The sequence below is a fragment of the Dietzia sp. IBK-p2-16D genome (assembly GCF_057773085.1).
Window position 1 is genome coordinate 1 of the sequence record NZ_JBYMTL010000005.1, and the last position, 19,357, is coordinate 19,357.

Here is a 19,357-nt window from a genome sequence, read left to right on the forward strand (position 1 = left end):
CGATTCGCCATGCCCCATGATTTCACATACCCAACCGTAAAACTACTTCACACGCGCGACACTAGAACAGCCCGCAACTTGTTGCGGCCGTTTACGATTTGGGCCGAAGGGAGTGAGTGCGAATGACATGGCCGCTTTTGTCTAACGTAAGGCTTGAAGGGGCGCATTCCATCGACCGTGCGTTCCGCCCGCCGAATCCAGCACAAGCGGTCGCGCGCAACGATTTTGAAGCCGCCACCGACGTTATTCGGCGCGCCTGTGATGCCTGGGGCGGTGCCTACATGCCCCTCGTGCCTATAAGTGTCGGCCAGCCCATAGAGAAGTTGTGGGTGGATCTTCTCGACGGCGGCCACATCGATGGCCTAGCCGAAAACGGCCTCGTCGATAGTCAACCTCAATTCGGTTACGGGTTCACCACCCAAATCAGCTCAGGACTTTTCCTGCTACGTCAGTTGATGAATTTAGAGCTGCCGGAAAACCGTCTGACGATACAGACTGTAGACGGCCTCGATGTAGACAATCCGTGGTTTCTGTCGTATCTCGGAACGCTTGGTGGGCACCCCCTTAACCGCGCGCCCGATATCAAGCGAATGGAGGGAATCCGGGAAGACTACGATTACGGTGACCTTTTCCCAATTGAGGAGTTTAGGGGGGAGCCGGGTGCCGGAGACCTGTTAGCCCGCCTACGCGACCCCAACAAGATGACCGCGGCACAACTAACTCTGAACGGTCTTTCGAGCACCGCTGAGCCCGTCGATAGCAGCTTCCCAAGCGCTCCACCCCGAGTGCAACTCGATGGCCGTGCGGATGCTCGAAGGTTCGGCCCCAACGTGGTTATCGTCTATGAGCCAGGTTCAGTCGACGATCTAGCGCTCCTGTGGTATCTGCGTTCTCTCCATGGCCTCCCCGACGGCTTTCCGCTTGCTATCCCTGCGACGGCCGACGTTGCAGCTGCCCTTTCCATTTGGCGGGACCAACGGGCCTACCGGCTCTGGGGTTGGGCGGGAGGTGACATGACGATAATCTCAGCAAGTGTGTCGCAGGATCGTCTTAGCGAGTACGCCGCTGGTTCCCGCTTCCAAATCTCGGTGCCCGAGGACGTACTTATGCCGTTGCACGGCTGTGGATTGTTCTCGACAGATACAGCCCACTATATAAATGGCCGTGCTGAAGTCCCACGATTCGTGCCTACTGAACGACAAGCGATTGGTATGCGCGCTCTTGAGTACGCTGGTGGATGGTCTACCGTGACCGTCACTGTCAAAGACGACAGATTGCCGCCCAGTCGGGCATTACGCCGCACTTCCCACTATGGCCAAGGCTATCTCGAAGGGTACCGTGCTCAGACGTCAACTAGCGATAGCGTACTTACACTCTTCCATCCCACTGGTATTGAAGTACTCAACGCGCTTGCAAAGGACCACGAGCAAACAATCAAGCTCAGCGTGCCCGGGCGGGCGGCCGCGCAGCTCATTACAATGGTCGGGGGTATGTCGGGCATTACTCGTTTGACATGTCCGACGATTGCAAATCTTCTCTATGAGCTCACTCGTGGTCGAAATAAGACAGTGATTTCAAGGCAACTACGCAATTTTCTAAAGATTGACGATCCCGGCGATACAAGTGAAGAACGTTATCAACTAATTGAGCAGAGACTTGACTCCGCGTTTCCGCGACCAGACGTTGAGGATATTTCTTATAAAGCTCTGAAGGCGATCGCTCGAATCTCAAAGCTCACCCCGGCAGCTAACACGGAGTGGGTGCGCTGGGCATGTCAGCGGCGGCTCTTACTGCGCGGCTTCGAGGCTTACTGTCCGCACTGCGAACACAGGCAGTGGCGCCCCCTGAACGATGTCGCTCCTGAGCTGACTTGTCACGGATGCGGCCAGACAATTCCCGAGCCCCTTGGCACCGACCAGGCGAACCTTCGCTATCGAGCAAGTGAGACAGTGCTTCGAGCTATGAATGCCGACGTGCTGCCCCACGTCCTCGCACTCCGCTACCTAGTCGACATCTGGGATGGAGGCCGAGGTTCTCACAGTGTATTTGGCGCGTATCCAGGTGTAGAGATCGTTGACCCAGCAAGCAAGAGGATTGCTGCTGAGGCCGACGTCGTTCTTATCCTTGCAGATGGCCGATGGGTAGTTGGTGAATGCAAGACTACGGCACTTGGGCTTCGTGAAGAAGATCTGGATAAACTAAACGAGTTCGCTAGTCGCGTTGACGCGGCAGCCACATTCGTGGCCACTATAGATTCCTCGGAAAAATGCGGAGAAATATGGAAACGTACCACAATCGGTTCCGATAGGCCGCACTTCGCGCTCACGGCGGAACACCTTTTCGACTTTATGCCAATTTCTTTGGTAGATCAGGATCCGCTCGATTGGCGCTCTTCTTACCATCTTGGCACCTCGGAGATTGATGAAAGCGCTCTCTCCGACGAATTGTCGAATTATTTGATTGTTTCTGGCGATGACCACGAGCTGCATCGCAGGGCGCCCTGGATGAAGACCGACCAGGACTAAGTCGGAAGGTGGATGCGGTGACTATTCGGACGCTTTGATGCCGGTAGATCCCGTCGCAGGCATGTGCCGGTGTTACATAACGTCTGGATGTCGGCGTGGACCCACAGCCTCTGGAATGTGCACAGCCTCGCTCGGCGCGGACGACACTGACATCCAGTGACGCCACCGGGAATCAAGCGTGAAGGGGACCAATAGCGAAGTCTCGGCGTGAGTGAGCTTGCGCACGACCGCGCTGACGGCGGGAAAGATGCTGAGCGAACCCGGCCATCTTGCGAGCACGGCAATCCGACCAGCGATTACCTTGGCCGGCGCCGGGCTGCTTTCCTACTTGGCGGCTGCGTACGCTTCCATCACCGTGGCGGGAATGCGGCCGCGGTCAGAGACATCATGGCCATTGTCGCGAGCCCATTCGCGAATCGCCTTGGTGTCCTCGGATGCGGTCTTGGTCGTGGCCTTGCGCGGAGTCTTGGACTTTCCGGTCACCCGCTGGCCGGCCTCGATGTACGGCGCCATGATCTGGTGGAATGTGTCAGCGTTCTCGTCGCTGAGGTCGATCGAATATTCTTTTCCATCGAAGGCGAAGAAGAGAGTGTTCGCCTCGTTGCCCAGGTCAGAGCCGTCGATATCGTCGATGTACCGCATCTGAAAATGCTGTGCCATTGCGTCCCCCTATAGTGATGCCGTCAAAACTGAGTGACAGTATGCACCAAATGGAGAAATCAGGTCCAATCACATTCCCGGGCAAGCCTCAGGCGCCGATTCCGCCAGTGGCCGACCCGGCGTCGAGGTGCCGATAGAAGCCGACACGGGTTTTCGGACACTGGTGGCCTGGCGAAACAAGTTGGCTTCGGAAGCGTCGCAAACTCGATCGTTTTACGGATGTGGGAGTGATGTAGCTTTCTGAGGCGATCACAAAATGCCGCGACTGAGCGATTAATCCCGCCACGCGAGGCGGTGGTCAGACGCAGCAGGAGGTGGGCAGTTCGGTGTGGAAGGTGCCTGCGACCAGGCGCAGAGCTTCGGAGACGGTCAAATAGGGGGCCCAGGTGTCGGCAATCTGGCGGGTGGTCATCCCGGCTGTGATGGCGTAAGTCGCCGCGAGCATGACTTCTCCGGCGTGGTCTCCGATTGCGCTGAGTCCGAGGATTCTTCCGGTTTCTGTTTCGGCGACCATCTTGATCGCCCCGCGGGTGTCCTGGTCGACTAAGGCGCGCGGCAGGTCCTCGAAGCTCATCACCCGGGATTGGCAGCGGTGCCCGGCGGCCCGGGCTGCGGCCTCGGTGAGCCCGGCGGTGGCCAGGTGGGGGCGGGAGAAGATCACCGCTGGCAGTCCGGTGTAGTCGACGACCTCGCCTGGGCCCTGCGGATCGGTGCGAAGGGCGTTGGCCGCGGCGGCTTTCCCGGTGGCAGCAGCGACGTAGACAAACTGGGGTGCCGAGGTGGCGTCACCGGCGGCGAAGACGCGCCGGTTGGTGGTGCGCTGATGCTCGTCGACGAGGATGAATCCGTCCGGGTCGGTGGCGATTCCTGCGGCTGGCAGGTTGAGGCGGTCTGTGGACGGGCGACGCCCGGTGGCCACTAGTAGCCGTTCTGCGCAGTGGCTGCGGCCCGAAGCGGTACGGACTGTGACCTGTGCGTTCTGCCGGTCGACAGAGGTGGCGTGCTGCTCGATCACCGTGATCCCGTCCTGAGCCAGGGCCTGGCGAAGGATGGCGACCATCTCCGGCTCGGCAGCAGGGGTGATCCTGCCGATGATGGTCACCCGGGTGCCCAGATGGGCGAAGAGTTGGGCCTGTTCGATACCGACGTAGCCACCGCCAATGACGATCATGGAGTCGGGCAGTTCAGTTAATTCCATGGCGGTGGTCGAGGTCAGATGCTCCACCTCGTCCAGCCCGGTCACCTCCTTCGGTAGTGCCGGTTCTGCTCCGGTGGCCAGTACCACCGAACCGGCCGCCACCGGATCCCCATCCATCACCAGAGTGCCGGGATCGAGGAAGGAAGCCTCCCCACGGCGGATCTCGAAGCCATGGGCGTTCGCGACGTCGGCGTACTTGGTCTCTCGCAGTCGAGTGACCAGCTGGTCCTTCTGCTTGACCAGCGCTCCGAGATCAACGCCCCGGGCGAGGGTGGGGACCCCGGGGAAGGGATTGGTCAGTGCGACCTGGCGGGTGCCGGCAGCGGCCAGCAGCGCCTTGGACGGGACGCACCCGATGTTCACGCAGGTGCCGCCGATGGTGCCGTGCTCGATCACCAGCACCGTCCTGCCGGCCTGGCGAGCGGTGATAGCGGCCGCCATGGCTGCCCCGCCGGAGCCCACCACCGCCAAATCGAATTCGAAACCCGGTTCCATCAGATGGCCCCTCTCTTTCTTCGCTCATTAGGATGGACCTTCCAGCGCACTGGAAGGTCAACCCAGGCGGTCTCGAAGGAGCGGTAATTCCAATGAGGATCGGCGAACTGGCTGCCACGGCGGGCACCACTCCGAAAACCCTTCGGTACTACGAATCCGTGGGCCTGCTCCCGCCCCCACAACGAACCCTCAACGGCTACCGTGACTACCCCGAGCACGTGATCTCCCGGCTCGATTTCATCCGGCGGGGCCAGAGCGCGGGACTATCGCTTGCCCGCATCGGTGAGATCCTCCGGATTCGCGATGACGGACAGGCACCTTGCGCTCACGTCGACACGCTCCTGGTGACTCGACTGGACGAGATCGACCAGCAGATAGCCGATCTCTTGCAGCTGCGTCAGGCAGTCGCCCAGCTCCAGTCCGCCAGCCGCACAGTGGACCCTGCGACCTGCCAAGCCGAGACGATCTGCCGCTACCTCTGACTGGCGGTGCTGTGGTCCATGCGGGACGCACCGCCTTCCCTGCCGGCCGGGGGCCGCGACCCGGCGGGGGGTTGTTGATGCGGGGAGGGGGTTGTCAGGTGAGTCTCATGGTGGTCAGGCAGGTGAGGTCCTGGTCTCCGGTGGCGATCGGAACAGTGGCCGACTTGTCGTCGTAGTCGATGGTGAGCGTGGCAGTGATGTCTCGCGGTAGCCAGAATCCGAGGAAGCCGTTGTCGTAGGTGGTGCGTGGTTCGTCGATGAGGATGTCTCCGGTGGCGGTATCGGTGACGGTGACGTGCACCTCTTCGGTGGCCATCTCGCCGCGGCAGGTGGTCAGGCTGTGGAACTGGCAGGGGTGGGTGCTGGTGTTGTAGGGCGCCACTGACAGATAGAACTGGTCATCTGGCATAGGCATCGTTGCCAGGCCCTCATCGCTACTGGTCAAGACCAGTTCGGTCGGCTGCACCGAGGCGATCAGGTCATCCGGCCTATCGGCCACCGGCATGGTGTCGAGTTTGTTGATGATCTGGGGCGCGTCGAGACCGGCGAGGCCGTAGGACTCCAACGACGGGTTGGGTGGTTCTGTCGAAGCGTTCTCGGACGGCCCGGTCGAGCAGCCGGCGAAAGTTAACGCGGCGGCAGCAAGGAACGCGGACGCGACTCGTCGCCGCGAGTGGTGTCTGATGGTCATCGTGTTTATCATCGCTCCATCGCTCTTGTGACGGATTCTGGACTCAGGTCGAGGCGGCGTAGCAGCTGGGCGTTGAGAGCGACAACGACTGTCGATAGCGACATGAGGATGGCGCCGACGCTCATGGGCAGCACGAATCCGACCGGGGCCAATACGCCAGCGGCGAGAGGCACGGCGGCGAGGTTGTAGCCGGCGGCCCACCACAGGTTCTGTTTCATTTTGCGGTAGCTCGCGCGGGAGAGTTCGATGACCGAGAGCACCGAGCGCGGATCCGAGCTGGCCAGGATCACCCCGGCGGAGCCAATCGCCACGTCGGTCCCGGCGCCGATGGCGATGCCGACGTCGGCTTGGGCCAGCGCCGGGGCGTCATTGACCCCATCGCCGACCATGGCGACCTTGCGGCCCTCGTGCTGGAGCTGGGCGACCTTGGCGGCCTTGTCTTCGGGCCGGACCCCGGCGAAGACCCGGTCGATGCCCAGTTCGGCGGCGACGGTGTCGGCGACGGCCTGAGCATCGCCGGTGATCATGACGACCTGCGCACCGGCAGCATGGAGCGCGTCGACGGCGTCACGGGACTCGGGCCGGATCTCATCGGCCAACCGCAGCGCACCGATCACCCGACCATTGGCGAGGATGTGCAGGATGATCGCGCCCTCGGTGCGCCAGTGATCGGCGACAGGGAGTTCGTCGCGGCCATGCTGGTCGAGGAGATAGGGGCCACCGACCTCGACCACGGTGCCGTCCACCGTGGCCTTCACGCCCACAGCTGGCGAGGAGGAGAAGTCGGTCGCCTTCGACACGGCCAGTTCGCGGGCTCGCGCGGCCCCGATCACAGCTCTGGCGAGCGGGTGCTCACTGTCGCTCTCGGCCGCCGCAGCGAGGGCGAGCACCTCGTCTTGGGTGTGTCCCTCGATCGGTTCGATCCCGGTGACGGTGGGTTCGCCCTTGGTCAGGGTGCCGGTCTTGTCGAACAGCACGGAGTTCACCGTTCGCATCGATTCCAGCGCGAGGCGGTCCTTGATCAGCACGCCGCCGCGGGCGGCGCGTTCGGTGGCGATCGAGACCACCAGCGGGATCGCCAATCCCAGGGCGTGCGGGCAGGCGATCACCAGCACGGTGATCGTGCGAACCACCGCCGCATCCGGCAACCCCAGGACACTCCAAATGACCGCGGTGATCGCCGCCGAACCGAGGGCGAACCAGAACAACCACCCGGCCGCGGTGTCGGCGATGCGCTGGGCACGCGAGGAGGATGCCTGCGCGTCGGCCACCAGCTTCTGAATTCCGGCCAGGGCTGTGTCGTCACCGATTGCGGAGACTTCGACGCGCAAGCCGGAGTCGGTGGCCACCGTGCCGGCGACCACTTGCTCGCCGATCTCACGGCGGACCGCCTTGGACTCGCCGGTGACCATGGATTCGTCCATGCTGGCCGAGCCGTCGATAATCTTGCCGTCGGCGGGCACAGAAGCGCCGGGGCGGACGATCACGACGTCACCGACCGCCAGGTCGGCTGGTGCGACTGTGACCACGTCGTCGCCGTCGAGCTTCTCGGCCTCATCGGGTAGCAGTGCCGCCAGGGAGTCGAGTGCAGAGGTGGTTTGCGCCAGGGAGCGCATCTCGATCCAGTGGCCCAGCAGCATGATGACTACCAGCAGGGCCAGTTCCCACCAGAAGTTCAGCTCAGGATCCAGGATGCGCAAGGTAGCGCCCCAGGAGGCGATGAACGCCACCGTGATCGCCAAGCCGATGAGCAGCATCATGCCGGGTTGACGAGCGCGGACCTCGGAGAGAGCGCCGGTCAGGAACGGCCGGCCGCCCCAGAGGTAGATCACTGTGCCCAGGATGGGGGAGACCCACCACACCCATCCGGCGTCGATGAGGTGGTAGCCAAGGAGGTGGGCGAACATGTCGTTGAAGCCGACCACCGGTACCGCCAGGACGAGCATGATCCAGAAAAGACGTCGGAATTGTCCGACGTGGTCTGCGTGCCCGGCATGACCGCCGTGGTCTTCATGTCCGGCGTGATGCTGCCCCGCCTGGTCGTGGCCGGTGGTGTCATGGGGCGCGTCCGGGTGATGATGCTCGGCTACCGCCGCGCCCCTATCGTCGAGGCGCCCGGCCGAGTCGCCACCGGATCCGTGCCGGTGGGCGTGGTCATGATGATCGTGTGGCTGACTCATTCGTTCACTTCCGTCTTGTCCAGTGCCGCGCGGTTGGCGTGATCTTCGGGCAGCAGCCGTCCGGCAGCTTCGATATCCAGAAGTTTCGAGGGAGTGGAGCAGCACGAACACGACTCCCTGACAGCCGTTAGCGGTAGCGCATGGTGCGTTCTAGAGGTCATGGACATTCCTTCCCGCAGGCCCAGTTGCGAATGCTCTCGGCCAAGAGGCGATACCCCCATAGGGTATCGATCCATGTTCGTCGTCTGTGTCGGCCGCACAAAGTTCACGGATGCGAAACCGGGGTTGTGGGCCGCTGCCGCGGCCCGCAACGATCGGGTGGTTAGAGCGAGTTGAGCAGGTCGCGCATGGTGTCGATTTCCTGTTGCTGGATGTCGATGATGGTCTGGGCCAGGTCGACGGCAGGCTGGAAACTGCCGTTTTCGACCTCGTCTTCGGCCATGGTGATCGCGCCTTCGTGGTGGGCGATCATCTGCTCCAGGAACAGTCGTGCGGCGTCGGTGCCTTCGGCGTCGGACAGTTGCTGCAGTTCGTCGGCGCTGAGCATGCCGTCCATCTCAGCCATGTTGTGGCCGCCGTGACCGCCCTGCGGTTCGGTGGGTTCACCCCACTGGTCGAGCCACTCGGTCAGCTGCTGGATCTCTGGGCCTTGAGCGTTCTTGATGTCCTCGGCCAGCGTGGTGACGTCCTCGGGGATGCCGTCCTTGGCCAGAATGATGTCGCTCATCTCGATCGCCTGTTGATGGTGCGGCATCATCATCTGCGCGAACATCACGTCCGCCTCAGAGTGTTCCGCGGCCGCACTGGATGTGGCGGTCGTCGTCGATTCGACGGCCGACGAGATGACAGAGGTCGTGGCTTCGGCGGTGGTGTCGTCGCTGTCGTTGGTGCACGCGGAGAGGGCGAGCAGCGCGGCTGCCGCAACTGCGGTGACTAGCTTGGGCTTGCGGATCATCGTGGGAGTGCCTTTCTCGATGGGTATAGGTCGGGCCGGGAGTGGTCAGGCGAGGTAGGACAGGGTGGTCATCATCCCGGCCTCCTGGTGGTAGGCGTTGTGGCAGTGGAAGGCCCATTGACCGGGGTTATCGGCATCGAATTCGATCTCGACCGTGCGCATCGGCCGGATCGTGACGGTGTCCTTGCGCAGCCCGGTGTCGGCGAGGGCGAAGGTGTGCCCGTGCAGGTGCATCGGGTGGACCATGTCGGACATGTTGCGAAGCCGCATTCTGATCCGCTCGCCCTGGGCGACGTCCAGTGGCGTCGAGTCGGGGTGGGCGCGGCCATTGAGTGTCCAGCGGTAAGGCGCCATGGTGCCGCCCATGTCGACGCTCAAATAACGGTCGTGAGCTCGATCTGCCACGCGGGCTGCTGGCGTTGGTGTCAGGTCCGTGCCGAAGAGAATCCGCCTGTCGAGTTCGTCTGGGCGATCCTGGGCCGGTAGTTGGCCGGAGCCGGTGCGCACGATGCCGTACCCGTACCCGGTTTTGCCCTCCGCCTGGGCAAATAGCGGGAATGCACCGTCGGCCAGCGTGACGACTACGTCCACCCGTTCACCCATCCCGATCAACAGGGCATCTGCGTCGTCGGGCTCGACGGGGAAACCATCGGTGTGGGTGACCGTCATCTGGTGTCCGCCGAGTGCGACGCGGAAGACGGTGTCGGCACCGGCGTTGACGAAACGAATCCGTGCCCGCTGTCCCGGCGTGGCGGTCCACACGGTCGGATCGGCAGGGACGCGCCCGTTGATCAGATAGAGCGGGTAGGCCACGTCCCCGGCGGCACCGATCAACGGCGACAGCATCGCGCCGTCGCCGGAGTGCATGCCCCCCATAGCGCCGTGATCCATGCCTGCGGTCGCGCTGGCGCGTTCAGAGCCGCTGGGAATGCCGAGCTGGGATGCGGCATCGTCTGGGGTGCCGTCGATACCATCGAGCCAGTCATCGAGCACCACAAGCCACTCGTGGTCGTAGTCACCGGGCTCGGCTGGGTCATCGATGATCAGTACGCCGTACAACCCGCGATCGAGCTGCAACCCCGAGTGGGAATGGTAGAAGTACGTGCCCGGATGCGAGGCGGTGAACTCGTAGTCGAAACGGGCACCGGCCGCGATGGGTTCCTGCGTGAGACCGGGGGCGCCATCCATGTCGTTGCTCATCGCGATCCCGTGACAGTGCACACTCGTCGGCGCTGGTAGCTGATTGTCCACCGAGATCTGCAGCAGGTCACCAGCCCGAGCCCGCACCACCGGCCCGGGTATTGCCTGGCCGTAGGCCCACGTGGGAACCACGCGTCCGCCCAGGTCGACCTCGACCGGGCGGGCGACCAACTGCGCCGAGGTCACCGGCTGATTCGGTCGTCGCCGCTGGAGTTCGAGCTGGCGAACCACAGGGGATGAGGCAGTCACCGGTGTGCCGGAAGGGGCGGCCGGTCCAGTGCAGGCCGCCAGGGCGCCGGCGCCGGCACCGGCGACCACCGTGCCGAGCAGGAAGCCACGACGGGACAACTCACCCACCGAGTGCCTCCCCATGCCTGGAGCCGAACAGAACGGTCACCAGAAAAAGCGCGGACACCCAGAAGACGATCAGGCCCATGGCCCCCACAGTCATGCTCGTCCACGCTGTCACCCGCGCCTCCCTCATCCGGTCGACAACCAGGATTGCGGGCGAACCTGCGCGTTTCGGTGGAGATCGCATGAAGGTTCGCTCAAGAATTTCCCCTGGCCGAGGGGGTTCGCGCTGGAGCTGACCATGATGGAGGCCATGGCCTCTTCTCCTCGTGCGCTCGGAACGACAGAAGTCGCCGCGCCGACGCCGCGTCCGGCCACGGGTGTGCGGGCGATGGTTGTCGAGGACGAGCGGTCTTTGGCCGATGTCGTGGCCACCTATCTCGAACGGGACGGCTTCGAGGTGACGATCTGCGGCGATGGTCTTCAGGCGGTGACACTGGCCCGGCAGGTCGACCCGGACGTCATCGTCCTCGATCTTGGCCTGCCCGGGCTGGACGGGGTGGAGGTCTGCCGGCAGGTTCGCACGCATTCCGACGCCTACATCGTCATGCTCACGGCGCGCACCGAGGAGGTCGATACGCTGATCGGTCTGTCCGTCGGTTCAGACGACTACATGACCAAACCGTTTAGCCCCCGCGAGTTGATGGCCCGAATTCAGGCAATGATGCGTCGCCCGCGTACGGGCCCGGCGGCCGGTGCTCCCGCCGTGATGGGCGCGGGGGAGTCGCTTCGCAAGTTCGGCGACCTGACGATCGATGTCCAGGGCCGGGAGGTCACCGTCGCCGGGAACGCAATTGCACTCACTCGCACCGAATTCGACATCCTGGCGGCCCTATCGAGAGACCCCGGCGTCGTTCTCGGCCGGCCCCAACTTATCTCCGCGGTCTGGGGACCGAACTGGGTCGGCGATGATCACCTTGTCGATGTGCACATCGGGCATCTGCGCCGAAAGCTCGGTGATGAGGCCACTCGAGGCCGCTACGTTCGTACCGTCCGAGGTGTCGGCTACCGGATGGGCATCGGACAGTGAACTCTCGCGCCGCCAGCCGCACCTTCGTGCCGAGGCTATGGCCGCGCCGAATATTCGCCCGGTCGAGCTTTGGCAGCAGGCTGCTCACCGCGCTGAGCGTGGTTGTTGTCGGTTGCGCGGTCAGCGCGTGGTTTGTCGCCTCAGCTCTAGCCCCGGGAATCTTCCACGATCACCTGGGCCAGGCCGGCATCGATCATAATTCGGCGGAGGCAGCCCACGTCGAGGAAGCATTCACGGCGTCCATCATCGTGGCCTGGGGGTTGGCGGTGACCATCGCAGTGTTACTGGCGCTGCTGGTGAGTTGGTATCTCACCCGGAGAGTCCAACACTCCGTCACCGCCGTGACCTCCTCGACCGCCGAGATCGCCAGTGGACGCTACGACACGCGGGTCGTTAGCCCAGGCCTGGGCCGCGAGTTCGACGATCTCGCCGACAGTGTCAACGAACTCGCCCGACGGCTCGACGCCACCGAGACCACCAGACGCAGGATGTTGGCCGACCTCGGACACGAAATGCGCACACCCCTTGCCACACTCGACTCCTACCTCGAAGCCATCGACGACGGCATCCACACCTTCGACGACGACGTCCGAACCATTCTGTGGTCGGCTACTCGGCGGCTGGAGAGACTCGCCGCGGACATCGTCGACGTCTCCCGCGCGGAAGAACACCTCACCCGCCTTCGCCCCAGTCTGACCACTACTCGGGCCCTGGTGACCAGTGCGGTCGACGCCGTCCGAGAACGATACGAGAACAAGGGAGTCCAGCTACACACCCATGTCGACGACGCGCCGGTGGCGGTGGACACCGACCGCATCGGACAAGTACTGGGCAATCTCCTGGACAACGCGCTCCGCCACACCCCCGCCGGCGGCACCGTCACCGTCACCAGCACGGAGGTAGGACACCGCCACGTCGAGATCACTGTGTCGGACTCCGGCGAAGGAATCGCCCCACACCACCTCGACCACCTCTTCGACCGCTTCTACCGAGCCGACACCTCACGCGGCCGCCACAGCGGCGGCAGCGGTATCGGCCTGACCATCACTCGCGCACTCGTCGAAGCCCACGGCGGGCACATTCGAGCACACAGCGACGGGCCCGGCCAAGGGGCAAGCTTCACCGTCACAATTCCGAAGCCTGGCTAAGGCGACCCCGGTGTAGGGGCCTGTAGGAAGCTCGAGCGGCGCGCAATCTACTACTCGGCATCGTTAGCTTTACAGAACGTCTGGTTACCGGACTTCGCCACTATCGGCGGGGTGGGTGTCGGCGGTGCCCTTCGGCCGCGAGCGCCACTATCAGCGCGGCACCCGCGAGGCCTGCGGCCCACCATGCCCATGGGATGCCGGTGCCATCGAGGTCGACCGGGCGTTGATCGCCGTCCGGCGTTTGCGGGGGGCCGTAGACCTCGATAGCGGCCTCACGGGTGCGGATGTCGGTAGAGACTGCTGTGGCTGAACAAGAATTGTCCGACCACGGGGCCCTGTTGGCGGTAGAGGAGCTGGCAAAGACCAGATACTCGGTGCCGATCGCGTACCCGGTTCCGCAGGAGGGGCCTTGTGTACTGGTGGCCACGACGGTACTGGCGCCAATCTCGCCGGCGAACACCTCCCGGACATCGAACTCGTAGTAGGCAGTGTCACCGTCGATGCGCTGCGCGGTCGCGGTGCCGGTGAACACCCCTGACGCGTGGCTGACGTGATCGAGGATCCGGGGGCCATCGGGGGCGTAGGCGCATGAGCATGCGTGCGCGGTGCCTGGGGCGGCGACTGGCACGGCAAGCGGTGCGACCAGTACTGCGACGATCAATATCCACCGCATTGCGATACCTCCCGGTTCACTGCGCACTGACTCGGCTATCGGGTCACAGTCGTGGGTCGATAGGTTCGGATTCCATGGCGAGGACGGCGAAGACACATTGATGGATTTTCCACAGTGGTTCGCCGACGGCGGCCCGGCGTGCGGCCTCGAGCCCCAGCGCGTATTCACGCAACGCCATGGAGCGTTTCTGGCCCAGGGCTCGGTTCTTGAGGCCGGCCAGGATGTCGGGGTTGGTGTAGTCGGCGCCGTAGATGATGCGCAGGTACTCGCGCCCCCGCACTTTCAGTCCGGGTTGCACGAGACCTTTCTTGCCGCGGGTGAGGTTGGCCCAGGGTTTGACGACCATCCCCTCGCCACCGGCGTCGGTGAGCTCGTCCCACCACTGGATGCCCGCGGCACGTGAGGCGTCGTCGGCGGTGTTGACTTCGAGGCGGCGTGTGGTGCGGAACAGGTCCGGGTCGGCCGAGATGAGACGGTCGGCCAGCTCCAAGTGCCATTGGTGGTCGCGGGTTTCGTAGGTGCCCGCGTCGGTGGCCACGAGCTGGAACGGAGCGATCTGCAGACCAAACTGGTTCTCGATCGGCTGGATGTAGCGGCGGTAGGCCTGAACGAACTTCCCGGCGTTGGCGGCCCGGCCCCGTGTGCGAGCGAGCAGGTCACCGACATCGAGACCCCGATGAGCAGCTGATTCGAGCACGCTCACCGTGGCGGGCAGTGCGGTGGTGGCCGCGGCGCCCACGGCGGCGTACTGGTCGCGGATCATCGGCTCGGCTTTGAGAGTCCACGGCAGAATCTCGGTGTCCAGCAGCAGCCAGGTGGCGCCGAGGTCTGACCACAGCCCGGCGGCGGTGGCGGCGCTGGCGATCCGTTGAAGGATCACTGTCTGCTGCTCGTCGGGCAGCAGGGCGCGGCCGGTGCGGGAGTGGATCACCCCGCCGCCCTGGTCGGTCAGGTGCACAACAGCGCGCGAACCCATGTGCTTCTCCTGGCAGATGACCCGGTCGACGCCATGCTTGGCGAAGTAGTCAAAGGCCTGATCCGGATGTTCGAGCAGATCGGGACGAGCGGAGCTGTCGACCGGTGACATGGTCGGCGGCAGGTAGAGAAGCTGCGCCGGGTCGACGGCGAAGCGACTCATCACCTCCAACGCCCCGGCCGCATTGTCTGCCCGCAGCGACACCCGTCCCATGTGCTGGGTCTCGATGACTCGCGGTCCCAGGACGTCGGACAGTTTGAGCGTCGCTGGGTCCCGCTCGGGCGGGGCAGGGGGACGGATCGGCTCGTAATAGGTGTCCTGGGCGGGCACTGAGACGACGTCGCGTTCGGGATAGCGCAGCGCGGTCAGAGCTCCGCCGAACACGCACCCCGTGTCCAGACACATGGTGTTGTTGACCCACTCGGTCTTCGTGACCGGGGTGTGCCCGTAGAGCACCATGGCCGCGCCGCGGTAGTCCTCGGCCCACGGATAGCGCACGGGCAACCCGAACTCGTCGGTCTCACCACTGGTGTCGCCATACAGGGCGAACGCCCGCACCCGCCCCGATGCCCGGCCGTGATACTTCTCCTTCAGGCCAGCGTGGGCCACGACGAGGCGACCGTCATCGAGCACGTAATGCGCCACCAGTGAGTCGCAGAACTCCCGCGTCCTCGCGACGAAGTCCGCGTCCTGGTCGGCCAGCTGATCCAGCGTCTGTTGCAGACCGTGGGTGGCTTTGACCGATCCTCGGCCCAGTGCCTTGGCGAGTTTGGCCTCGTGATTGCCCGACACGCACAGGGCATTGCCGGAGTCGACCATTCCCATCGCCAACCGCAGCACGCCTGGAGAGTCCGGGCCCCGGTCGACCAGATCGCCCACAAACACCACGCGCCGCCCCTGGGGGTGGCGGGCATCGACCGCACGCCCGTGATGGTCGTGCTCGATTACATAACCGAGCGTGTCGAGCAATTCCTCTAGCTCTCGGCGGCAGCCGTGGACGTCACCGATCACATCGAACGGGCCATGCTCGTCTCGGCGGTCGTTGAACAGCCTCGTGCGCACAATCGACGCCTCGGCCACTGCCTCGACCGAGTCCAGGACGTGGATGGATCGGAACCCTTCCTTCTTCAGGCCGCGCAGGGAGCGGCGCAGCTGCTCGGCCTGCCGCTTGATCACCCCGGCTCCGAAATCGCGGTCGTCGCGGGCGGCATTGCGCTGCACCGCGACCGCGGTGGGCAGGTCCAGCACGATCGCCGTGGCCAACACGTCATGCTCACGCGCCAAGGCCACGAGGGATTTGCGGGCGGCCGGCTGCACGTTGGTCGCATCGATCACGGTCAACCGTCCCCGCGCCAGACGCTTGCCGGCGATGAACTCCAGCACGGCGAACGCATCCACTGTTGCGTCCTGGGCGTTGGGGTCATCACAGACCATCGCCCGACAGTCATCGCTGGAGATCACCTCGGTGGGGGCGAAATGGGTCGCGGCGAAGGTCGATTTGCCCGATCCGCTGGCCCCGATGAGCAGAACCAGCGACAACTCCGGAATGGGCAGCTCACTCATGCGGGCACCTCCACAGGGGCGGACAGATTGAACACGGCCATCTGCGTCGGCGGACCGACCTGCGGATCGTCGTCGCCCACGGGACGGAAGTCCACTTGGTAGCCGTGCATGGTGGCCACCGTGGTGGCCCACTGTCGGAACTGCTCGCGGGTCCACTCGAACCGATGATCCGGATGCCGAAACCCTCCTGAGGCCAGCGCGGGGTAATGCACGTTGTACTCCCTGTTGGGCGTGGTGATCACCACGTGCCGGGGACGCATCGCCCCGAACACGTTTCTGGTCACCGCTGGCAGGCGGTCAGGGTCGACGTGCTCGATCACTTCCATCAGGATCGCCAGATCCAGATCGATCAGCCGCTCGTCCTCGTACAGCAGCGAGGACAGCAGCAACGTCAGACGCTCGGCTTGCCGCTCGGTCATCGACTCCACGTGCAGCCGCGTGGCCGCCTTGGACAGTGCGACATCCGAAACCTCGGTGCCGATCACCCGCGCCACGCCCTGCACCTTGAGCAGACCGCCCAGCAGAGCGCCGGACCCGCATCCCAGATCCGCGATCGATGCAGGCGATAGGTCGCGGACCACCTTCAGCGCCGCCTCGTGGCGCAGTCGTACCAGCGGCCGCGGGGCACTGGCACCGTCATTGTCGTCGACGGTGGGTTGAGTGCTGTCGTCCAGTTCGGCCAGTCGGGTCAGGGCACTGTCGCGAAGATCGCGCTGACCGGCCAGGAATCGATGCGCGATCACCTCGCGCTCGGGATGCGACGATAACCAGCCCGAGCCAGCGCGCATCAACTTGTCGATCTCGTCGTCACCGACCCAGTAGTGCTTGGACTCGTCGAGCACCGGCAGCAACACGTACAGGTGATTGAGCGCCTGGGCCAGGCGCACCGTCCCGGTCAGCGTCACCGACACCATTGGAGCCTGGCCCCACTGGGGCCTGGTGGCATCGAACGCGATCGGCGTGGCCTGCACGTCCCATCCCAGCGGCGTGAACAGTCTGCGGACCAGATCCGCCTCCCCGGGCACCGCCGGCAGGAACAGTGTCAGGTCTAGAGCAGCGTCGACGAGATCCTCATGGCCGGTGCACTGACCATTCAGGGCGGAGCGGAACACTTTGCCCACCGCCACCGACAGCAGGGACGACGCCACGTACGGGCGATCGTTGACGTAATGCCCCAGAGCGAAAGCGTCGCTGCGGCCCGAGCGCCCCCGCACCAAGGCCACCGGATCCACCTCCAGCACCACCGCCGCAGTACACGTCTCGGCTGAGCTCTCGGGGTAGAACACATGCGCCGTGCCCCCGTACACCTTGAACGACTGCACCCGCTCGGGATGCTTATGCAGCAAGATCCCCAGATCACTCGGCGTCGGCAGCGCCTGCGAACGGCGGGCAGTGATCGTCAACAACATACAGGCCAGTCTGCCGCACCAACTCACGCGAGCAGGCACGACGGGCAATCGAGGGCCTCACGGTATTTTCAGCAGGAGCGCCGCCGGCTGCCTCGTGGGGGCTACCGTCACGGCCATGGTGTGGGTATGGACGTTTGCGGTGGTGATGGTCGTGTTGGTCGGCGCTGCGGTGTTGCCCCGGCGCTCCGGGATCCGTCGCGAGGGCTTTCCGTGGTTCTGGTTGGCCTTCCCGACAGCGATGCTGCTGGTGGCCGCGTCGGTCAATATGTGGGTTCCCGGGATCAGCGCGACCGGGGGGTGGACGATGTACATGCCATTGGCGGATCGAAGCGGTGGCCTGCAGTTCCTCAGCAATGAGCAGTTCTGGCAGCTGCAAGCCTTCCTGCTCGGACGGTGGATACTGCCCGCAAGTGCCCTGATCGCTGCCGGGTTGTCGGTGTGGTCATGGAGACGCGGTCGATACTGAGCCCGGCGCGACCCCATCATTGGTTGACGTCGACGACTGGCCTAGCACGGTTGGTCAGGAGGGTCGCTGCGGCCAGCAGGTAGCCGGCGAGGGCGATCATGACTGGGGCCAACAGGTAGGCGCCGGGCGCGCACGCGAGGACAAGCACAGCAGTCATCACGCAGGCGGACCTGGCGGCACTGGTATTTCTGCGAGCAACGAGGACGAGCGCAAGCCCCGCTGCGGTGATCGTGATGCTTGCCCACCCGGCGAGCGGGGAGTACTTCGCGAAGGACACGGGGATGGAAAAGCCTCCCTGGGCGATGAGCAGGGCCCCGACCACAGTCATCACCAGTGCGGCGGCCCGGGTGCGCTCGCTGCCGGTGTCGTGGCGGAACTCGACTGTGGTGGTGATCATCAGCGCGACCACACACGTCAGGGCCACCACGCTCAGCGCCGGGATCACGTAACCGAGGCCGTCCGGGCAGCTCCACACCTGTTGGCCGTCGATTCTGTTGCGCGTGCAGCCGTAGTGGCTGACTTGGGCTAGCTGCATGGCGCCGACCGCCAGGAACGCTCCCACGCAGCAGCCGCCAATGACCGCGACAAATGAGGCGTAAGCAATCCGCGCACCAACTCCCATGGCCACACCGTAGAGCGGCACGGCTGTCTTGAAGCCGGCCCCGATGTGATGCCGGCGGCCCGGGTCTATCCGGAGGAGGTCGGAGTGTCTGGAGGCCGGCCGTAACGAGACCGAATGTAGTGGGTGATGTATCCGGCGAGGGCCAGGACCGCGAGGGCGAGTTGGACGCGGCGATCGGCGAGCCACGTCAGCGGCCATTCGAGTACCCAGAGGGCCCATGAGGCGGGGGTGTGGCGCGGCGAGGTCGGGTCACCGTGAAGGCTGTGGGCGAGGTCGCTGGTGCTGGCCGACTGTCCGTCACGGAATGTGGAAAGTGCGTAGCCGCACATGTCGGCCTCCGCGGCTGCGATCGGCCAGAGGCGGCCAGTGCCGAGGAAGAGTCTGGACTGTCCACGTTCCGGCCGGCCGGGGGAGCAGGAGTTGCCCGAATCGGGCGAGGTGACCAGCACTCGCGAGGCCACGTTTCCGGCGTAGACCTCATCGACCCGGTATTCGCTGACGCCGGGGAAGGTCCGCACCAGCGTGCCCGTGAAAACAACGTCGTAGCGGGACAGGCGCTCCAGTGCACCCTGACGGTTCTCCGGCAACGCGCAGCTACATGCCGCCGCGGTACCGGCCCCGCCGAAGAAGAGCGCCACAGCCAGGCCGATTAGCGTCGCGACCTTCCACGGCCCGGTCACAGGTCTTTTAGGAAAGCCAGCGGGAGAACTCGGCAGGATGGCGGGTGTTGGAC

The 19,357-nt window shown here is 64.5% G+C and carries 17 protein-coding genes; 6 read left to right on the forward strand and 11 right to left on the reverse strand.

What is annotated here, in order from left to right; all coding sequences use genetic code 11:
* Positions 1-329: 329 nt before the first annotated feature.
* Positions 330-2,525 carry a hypothetical protein gene (locus tag AC3DE3_RS11380; RefSeq protein WP_488370050.1) on the forward strand — a complete coding sequence of 732 codons (2,196 nt, stop codon included), beginning with the start codon at positions 330-332 and terminating at the stop codon, positions 2,523-2,525.
* 324 nt (positions 2,526-2,849) lie between these two features.
* Here AC3DE3_RS11380 and AC3DE3_RS11385 read toward each other — a convergent pair whose 3' ends face one another.
* Both AC3DE3_RS11385 and merA read right to left on the reverse strand, forming a co-directional pair.
* Positions 2,850-3,185, reverse strand: a complete 336-nt coding sequence (locus AC3DE3_RS11385) for a histone-like nucleoid-structuring protein Lsr2 (protein WP_488370051.1) — start codon at positions 3,183-3,185, stop codon at positions 2,850-2,852.
* Positions 3,186-3,483: 298 nt separating this feature from the next.
* Positions 3,484-4,878, reverse strand: coding sequence for a mercury(II) reductase (merA, locus tag AC3DE3_RS11390; protein ID WP_488370052.1), 1,395 nt, complete (start codon positions 4,876-4,878; stop codon positions 3,484-3,486).
* Positions 4,879-4,970: 92 nt separating this feature from the next.
* Here merA and AC3DE3_RS11395 point away from each other — a divergent pair, with 92 nt between their 5' ends.
* Complete coding sequence (locus tag AC3DE3_RS11395) at positions 4,971-5,360, forward strand: heavy metal-responsive transcriptional regulator (RefSeq protein WP_061230215.1); 390 nt, start codon at positions 4,971-4,973, stop codon at positions 5,358-5,360.
* Between the two features lie 94 nt (positions 5,361-5,454).
* Here the strand turns inward: AC3DE3_RS11395 and AC3DE3_RS11400 are convergent, their stop codons facing one another.
* Both AC3DE3_RS11400 and AC3DE3_RS11405 read right to left on the reverse strand, forming a co-directional pair.
* Positions 5,455-6,051, reverse strand: coding sequence for a CueP family metal-binding protein (locus AC3DE3_RS11400; protein WP_173674812.1), 597 nt, complete (start codon positions 6,049-6,051; stop codon positions 5,455-5,457).
* An 8-nt stretch (positions 6,052-6,059) separates the two neighbouring features.
* The gene (locus AC3DE3_RS11405; protein ID WP_070720014.1) at positions 6,060-7,997 is read right to left on the reverse strand and encodes a heavy metal translocating P-type ATPase; all 1,938 of its coding nucleotides are present in this window, start codon (positions 7,995-7,997) and stop codon (positions 6,060-6,062) included.
* Between AC3DE3_RS11405 and AC3DE3_RS11410 the strand changes: the two genes are divergently transcribed.
* Entirely contained in the window at positions 7,947-8,273 is a 327-nt protein-coding gene (locus AC3DE3_RS11410; protein WP_239550487.1) for a hypothetical protein, read from the forward strand. The two genes, AC3DE3_RS11405 and AC3DE3_RS11410, sit on opposite strands and share 51 nt — an antisense overlap.
* Positions 8,274-8,553: 280 nt before the next feature.
* On the opposite strand, the gene AC3DE3_RS11415 is transcribed toward AC3DE3_RS11410, so the two are convergent.
* Positions 8,554-9,186 (reverse strand): DUF305 domain-containing protein, encoded by a 633-nt coding sequence (locus AC3DE3_RS11415; RefSeq protein WP_488370053.1) that lies wholly within the window; start codon positions 9,184-9,186, stop codon positions 8,554-8,556.
* 45 nt (positions 9,187-9,231) lie between these two features.
* Positions 9,232-10,758 (reverse strand): multicopper oxidase family protein, encoded by a 1,527-nt coding sequence (locus AC3DE3_RS11420; RefSeq protein WP_488370054.1) that lies wholly within the window; start codon positions 10,756-10,758, stop codon positions 9,232-9,234.
* 310 nt (positions 10,759-11,068) lie between these two features.
* On the opposite strand from AC3DE3_RS11420, the gene AC3DE3_RS11425 reads away from it, so the two are divergent.
* The gene (locus AC3DE3_RS11425) at positions 11,069-11,767 is read left to right on the forward strand and encodes a response regulator transcription factor (RefSeq protein ID WP_070720006.1); all 699 of its coding nucleotides are present in this window, start codon (positions 11,069-11,071) and stop codon (positions 11,765-11,767) included.
* A 50-nt stretch (positions 11,768-11,817) separates the two neighbouring features.
* Positions 11,818-12,915: a sensor histidine kinase gene (locus tag AC3DE3_RS11430; protein ID WP_070720027.1), complete on the forward strand. Its 1,098-nt coding sequence runs from the start codon at positions 11,818-11,820 to the stop codon at positions 12,913-12,915.
* A gap of 100 nt (positions 12,916-13,015) precedes the next feature.
* Here the strand turns inward: AC3DE3_RS11430 and AC3DE3_RS11435 are convergent, their stop codons facing one another.
* From AC3DE3_RS11435 to AC3DE3_RS11445, 3 genes are all read right to left on the reverse strand, one after another.
* Positions 13,016-13,447, reverse strand: a complete 432-nt coding sequence (locus AC3DE3_RS11435) for a hypothetical protein (protein WP_488370055.1) — start codon at positions 13,445-13,447, stop codon at positions 13,016-13,018.
* Between the two features lie 184 nt (positions 13,448-13,631).
* Entirely contained in the window at positions 13,632-16,127 is a 2,496-nt protein-coding gene (locus AC3DE3_RS11440) for a polynucleotide kinase-phosphatase (protein ID WP_488370056.1), read from the reverse strand.
* Positions 16,124-17,536: a 3' terminal RNA ribose 2'-O-methyltransferase Hen1 gene (locus AC3DE3_RS11445; protein ID WP_488370057.1), complete on the reverse strand. Its 1,413-nt coding sequence runs from the start codon at positions 17,534-17,536 to the stop codon at positions 16,124-16,126. The genes AC3DE3_RS11440 and AC3DE3_RS11445 overlap by 4 nt, the downstream gene beginning before the upstream one ends.
* On the opposite strand from AC3DE3_RS11445, the gene AC3DE3_RS11450 reads away from it, so the two are divergent.
* Positions 17,520-18,002: a hypothetical protein gene (locus AC3DE3_RS11450; RefSeq protein ID WP_488370058.1), complete on the forward strand. Its 483-nt coding sequence runs from the start codon at positions 17,520-17,522 to the stop codon at positions 18,000-18,002. The two genes, AC3DE3_RS11445 and AC3DE3_RS11450, sit on opposite strands and share 17 nt — an antisense overlap.
* A 16-nt stretch (positions 18,003-18,018) precedes the next feature.
* Here AC3DE3_RS11450 and AC3DE3_RS11455 read toward each other — a convergent pair whose 3' ends face one another.
* Positions 18,019-18,537, reverse strand: a complete 519-nt coding sequence (locus AC3DE3_RS11455) for a hypothetical protein (RefSeq protein WP_488370059.1) — start codon at positions 18,535-18,537, stop codon at positions 18,019-18,021.
* 152 nt (positions 18,538-18,689) lie between these two features.
* Entirely contained in the window at positions 18,690-19,304 is a 615-nt protein-coding gene (locus AC3DE3_RS11460; protein ID WP_488370060.1) for a hypothetical protein, read from the reverse strand.
* Positions 19,305-19,357 lie beyond the last annotated feature (53 nt).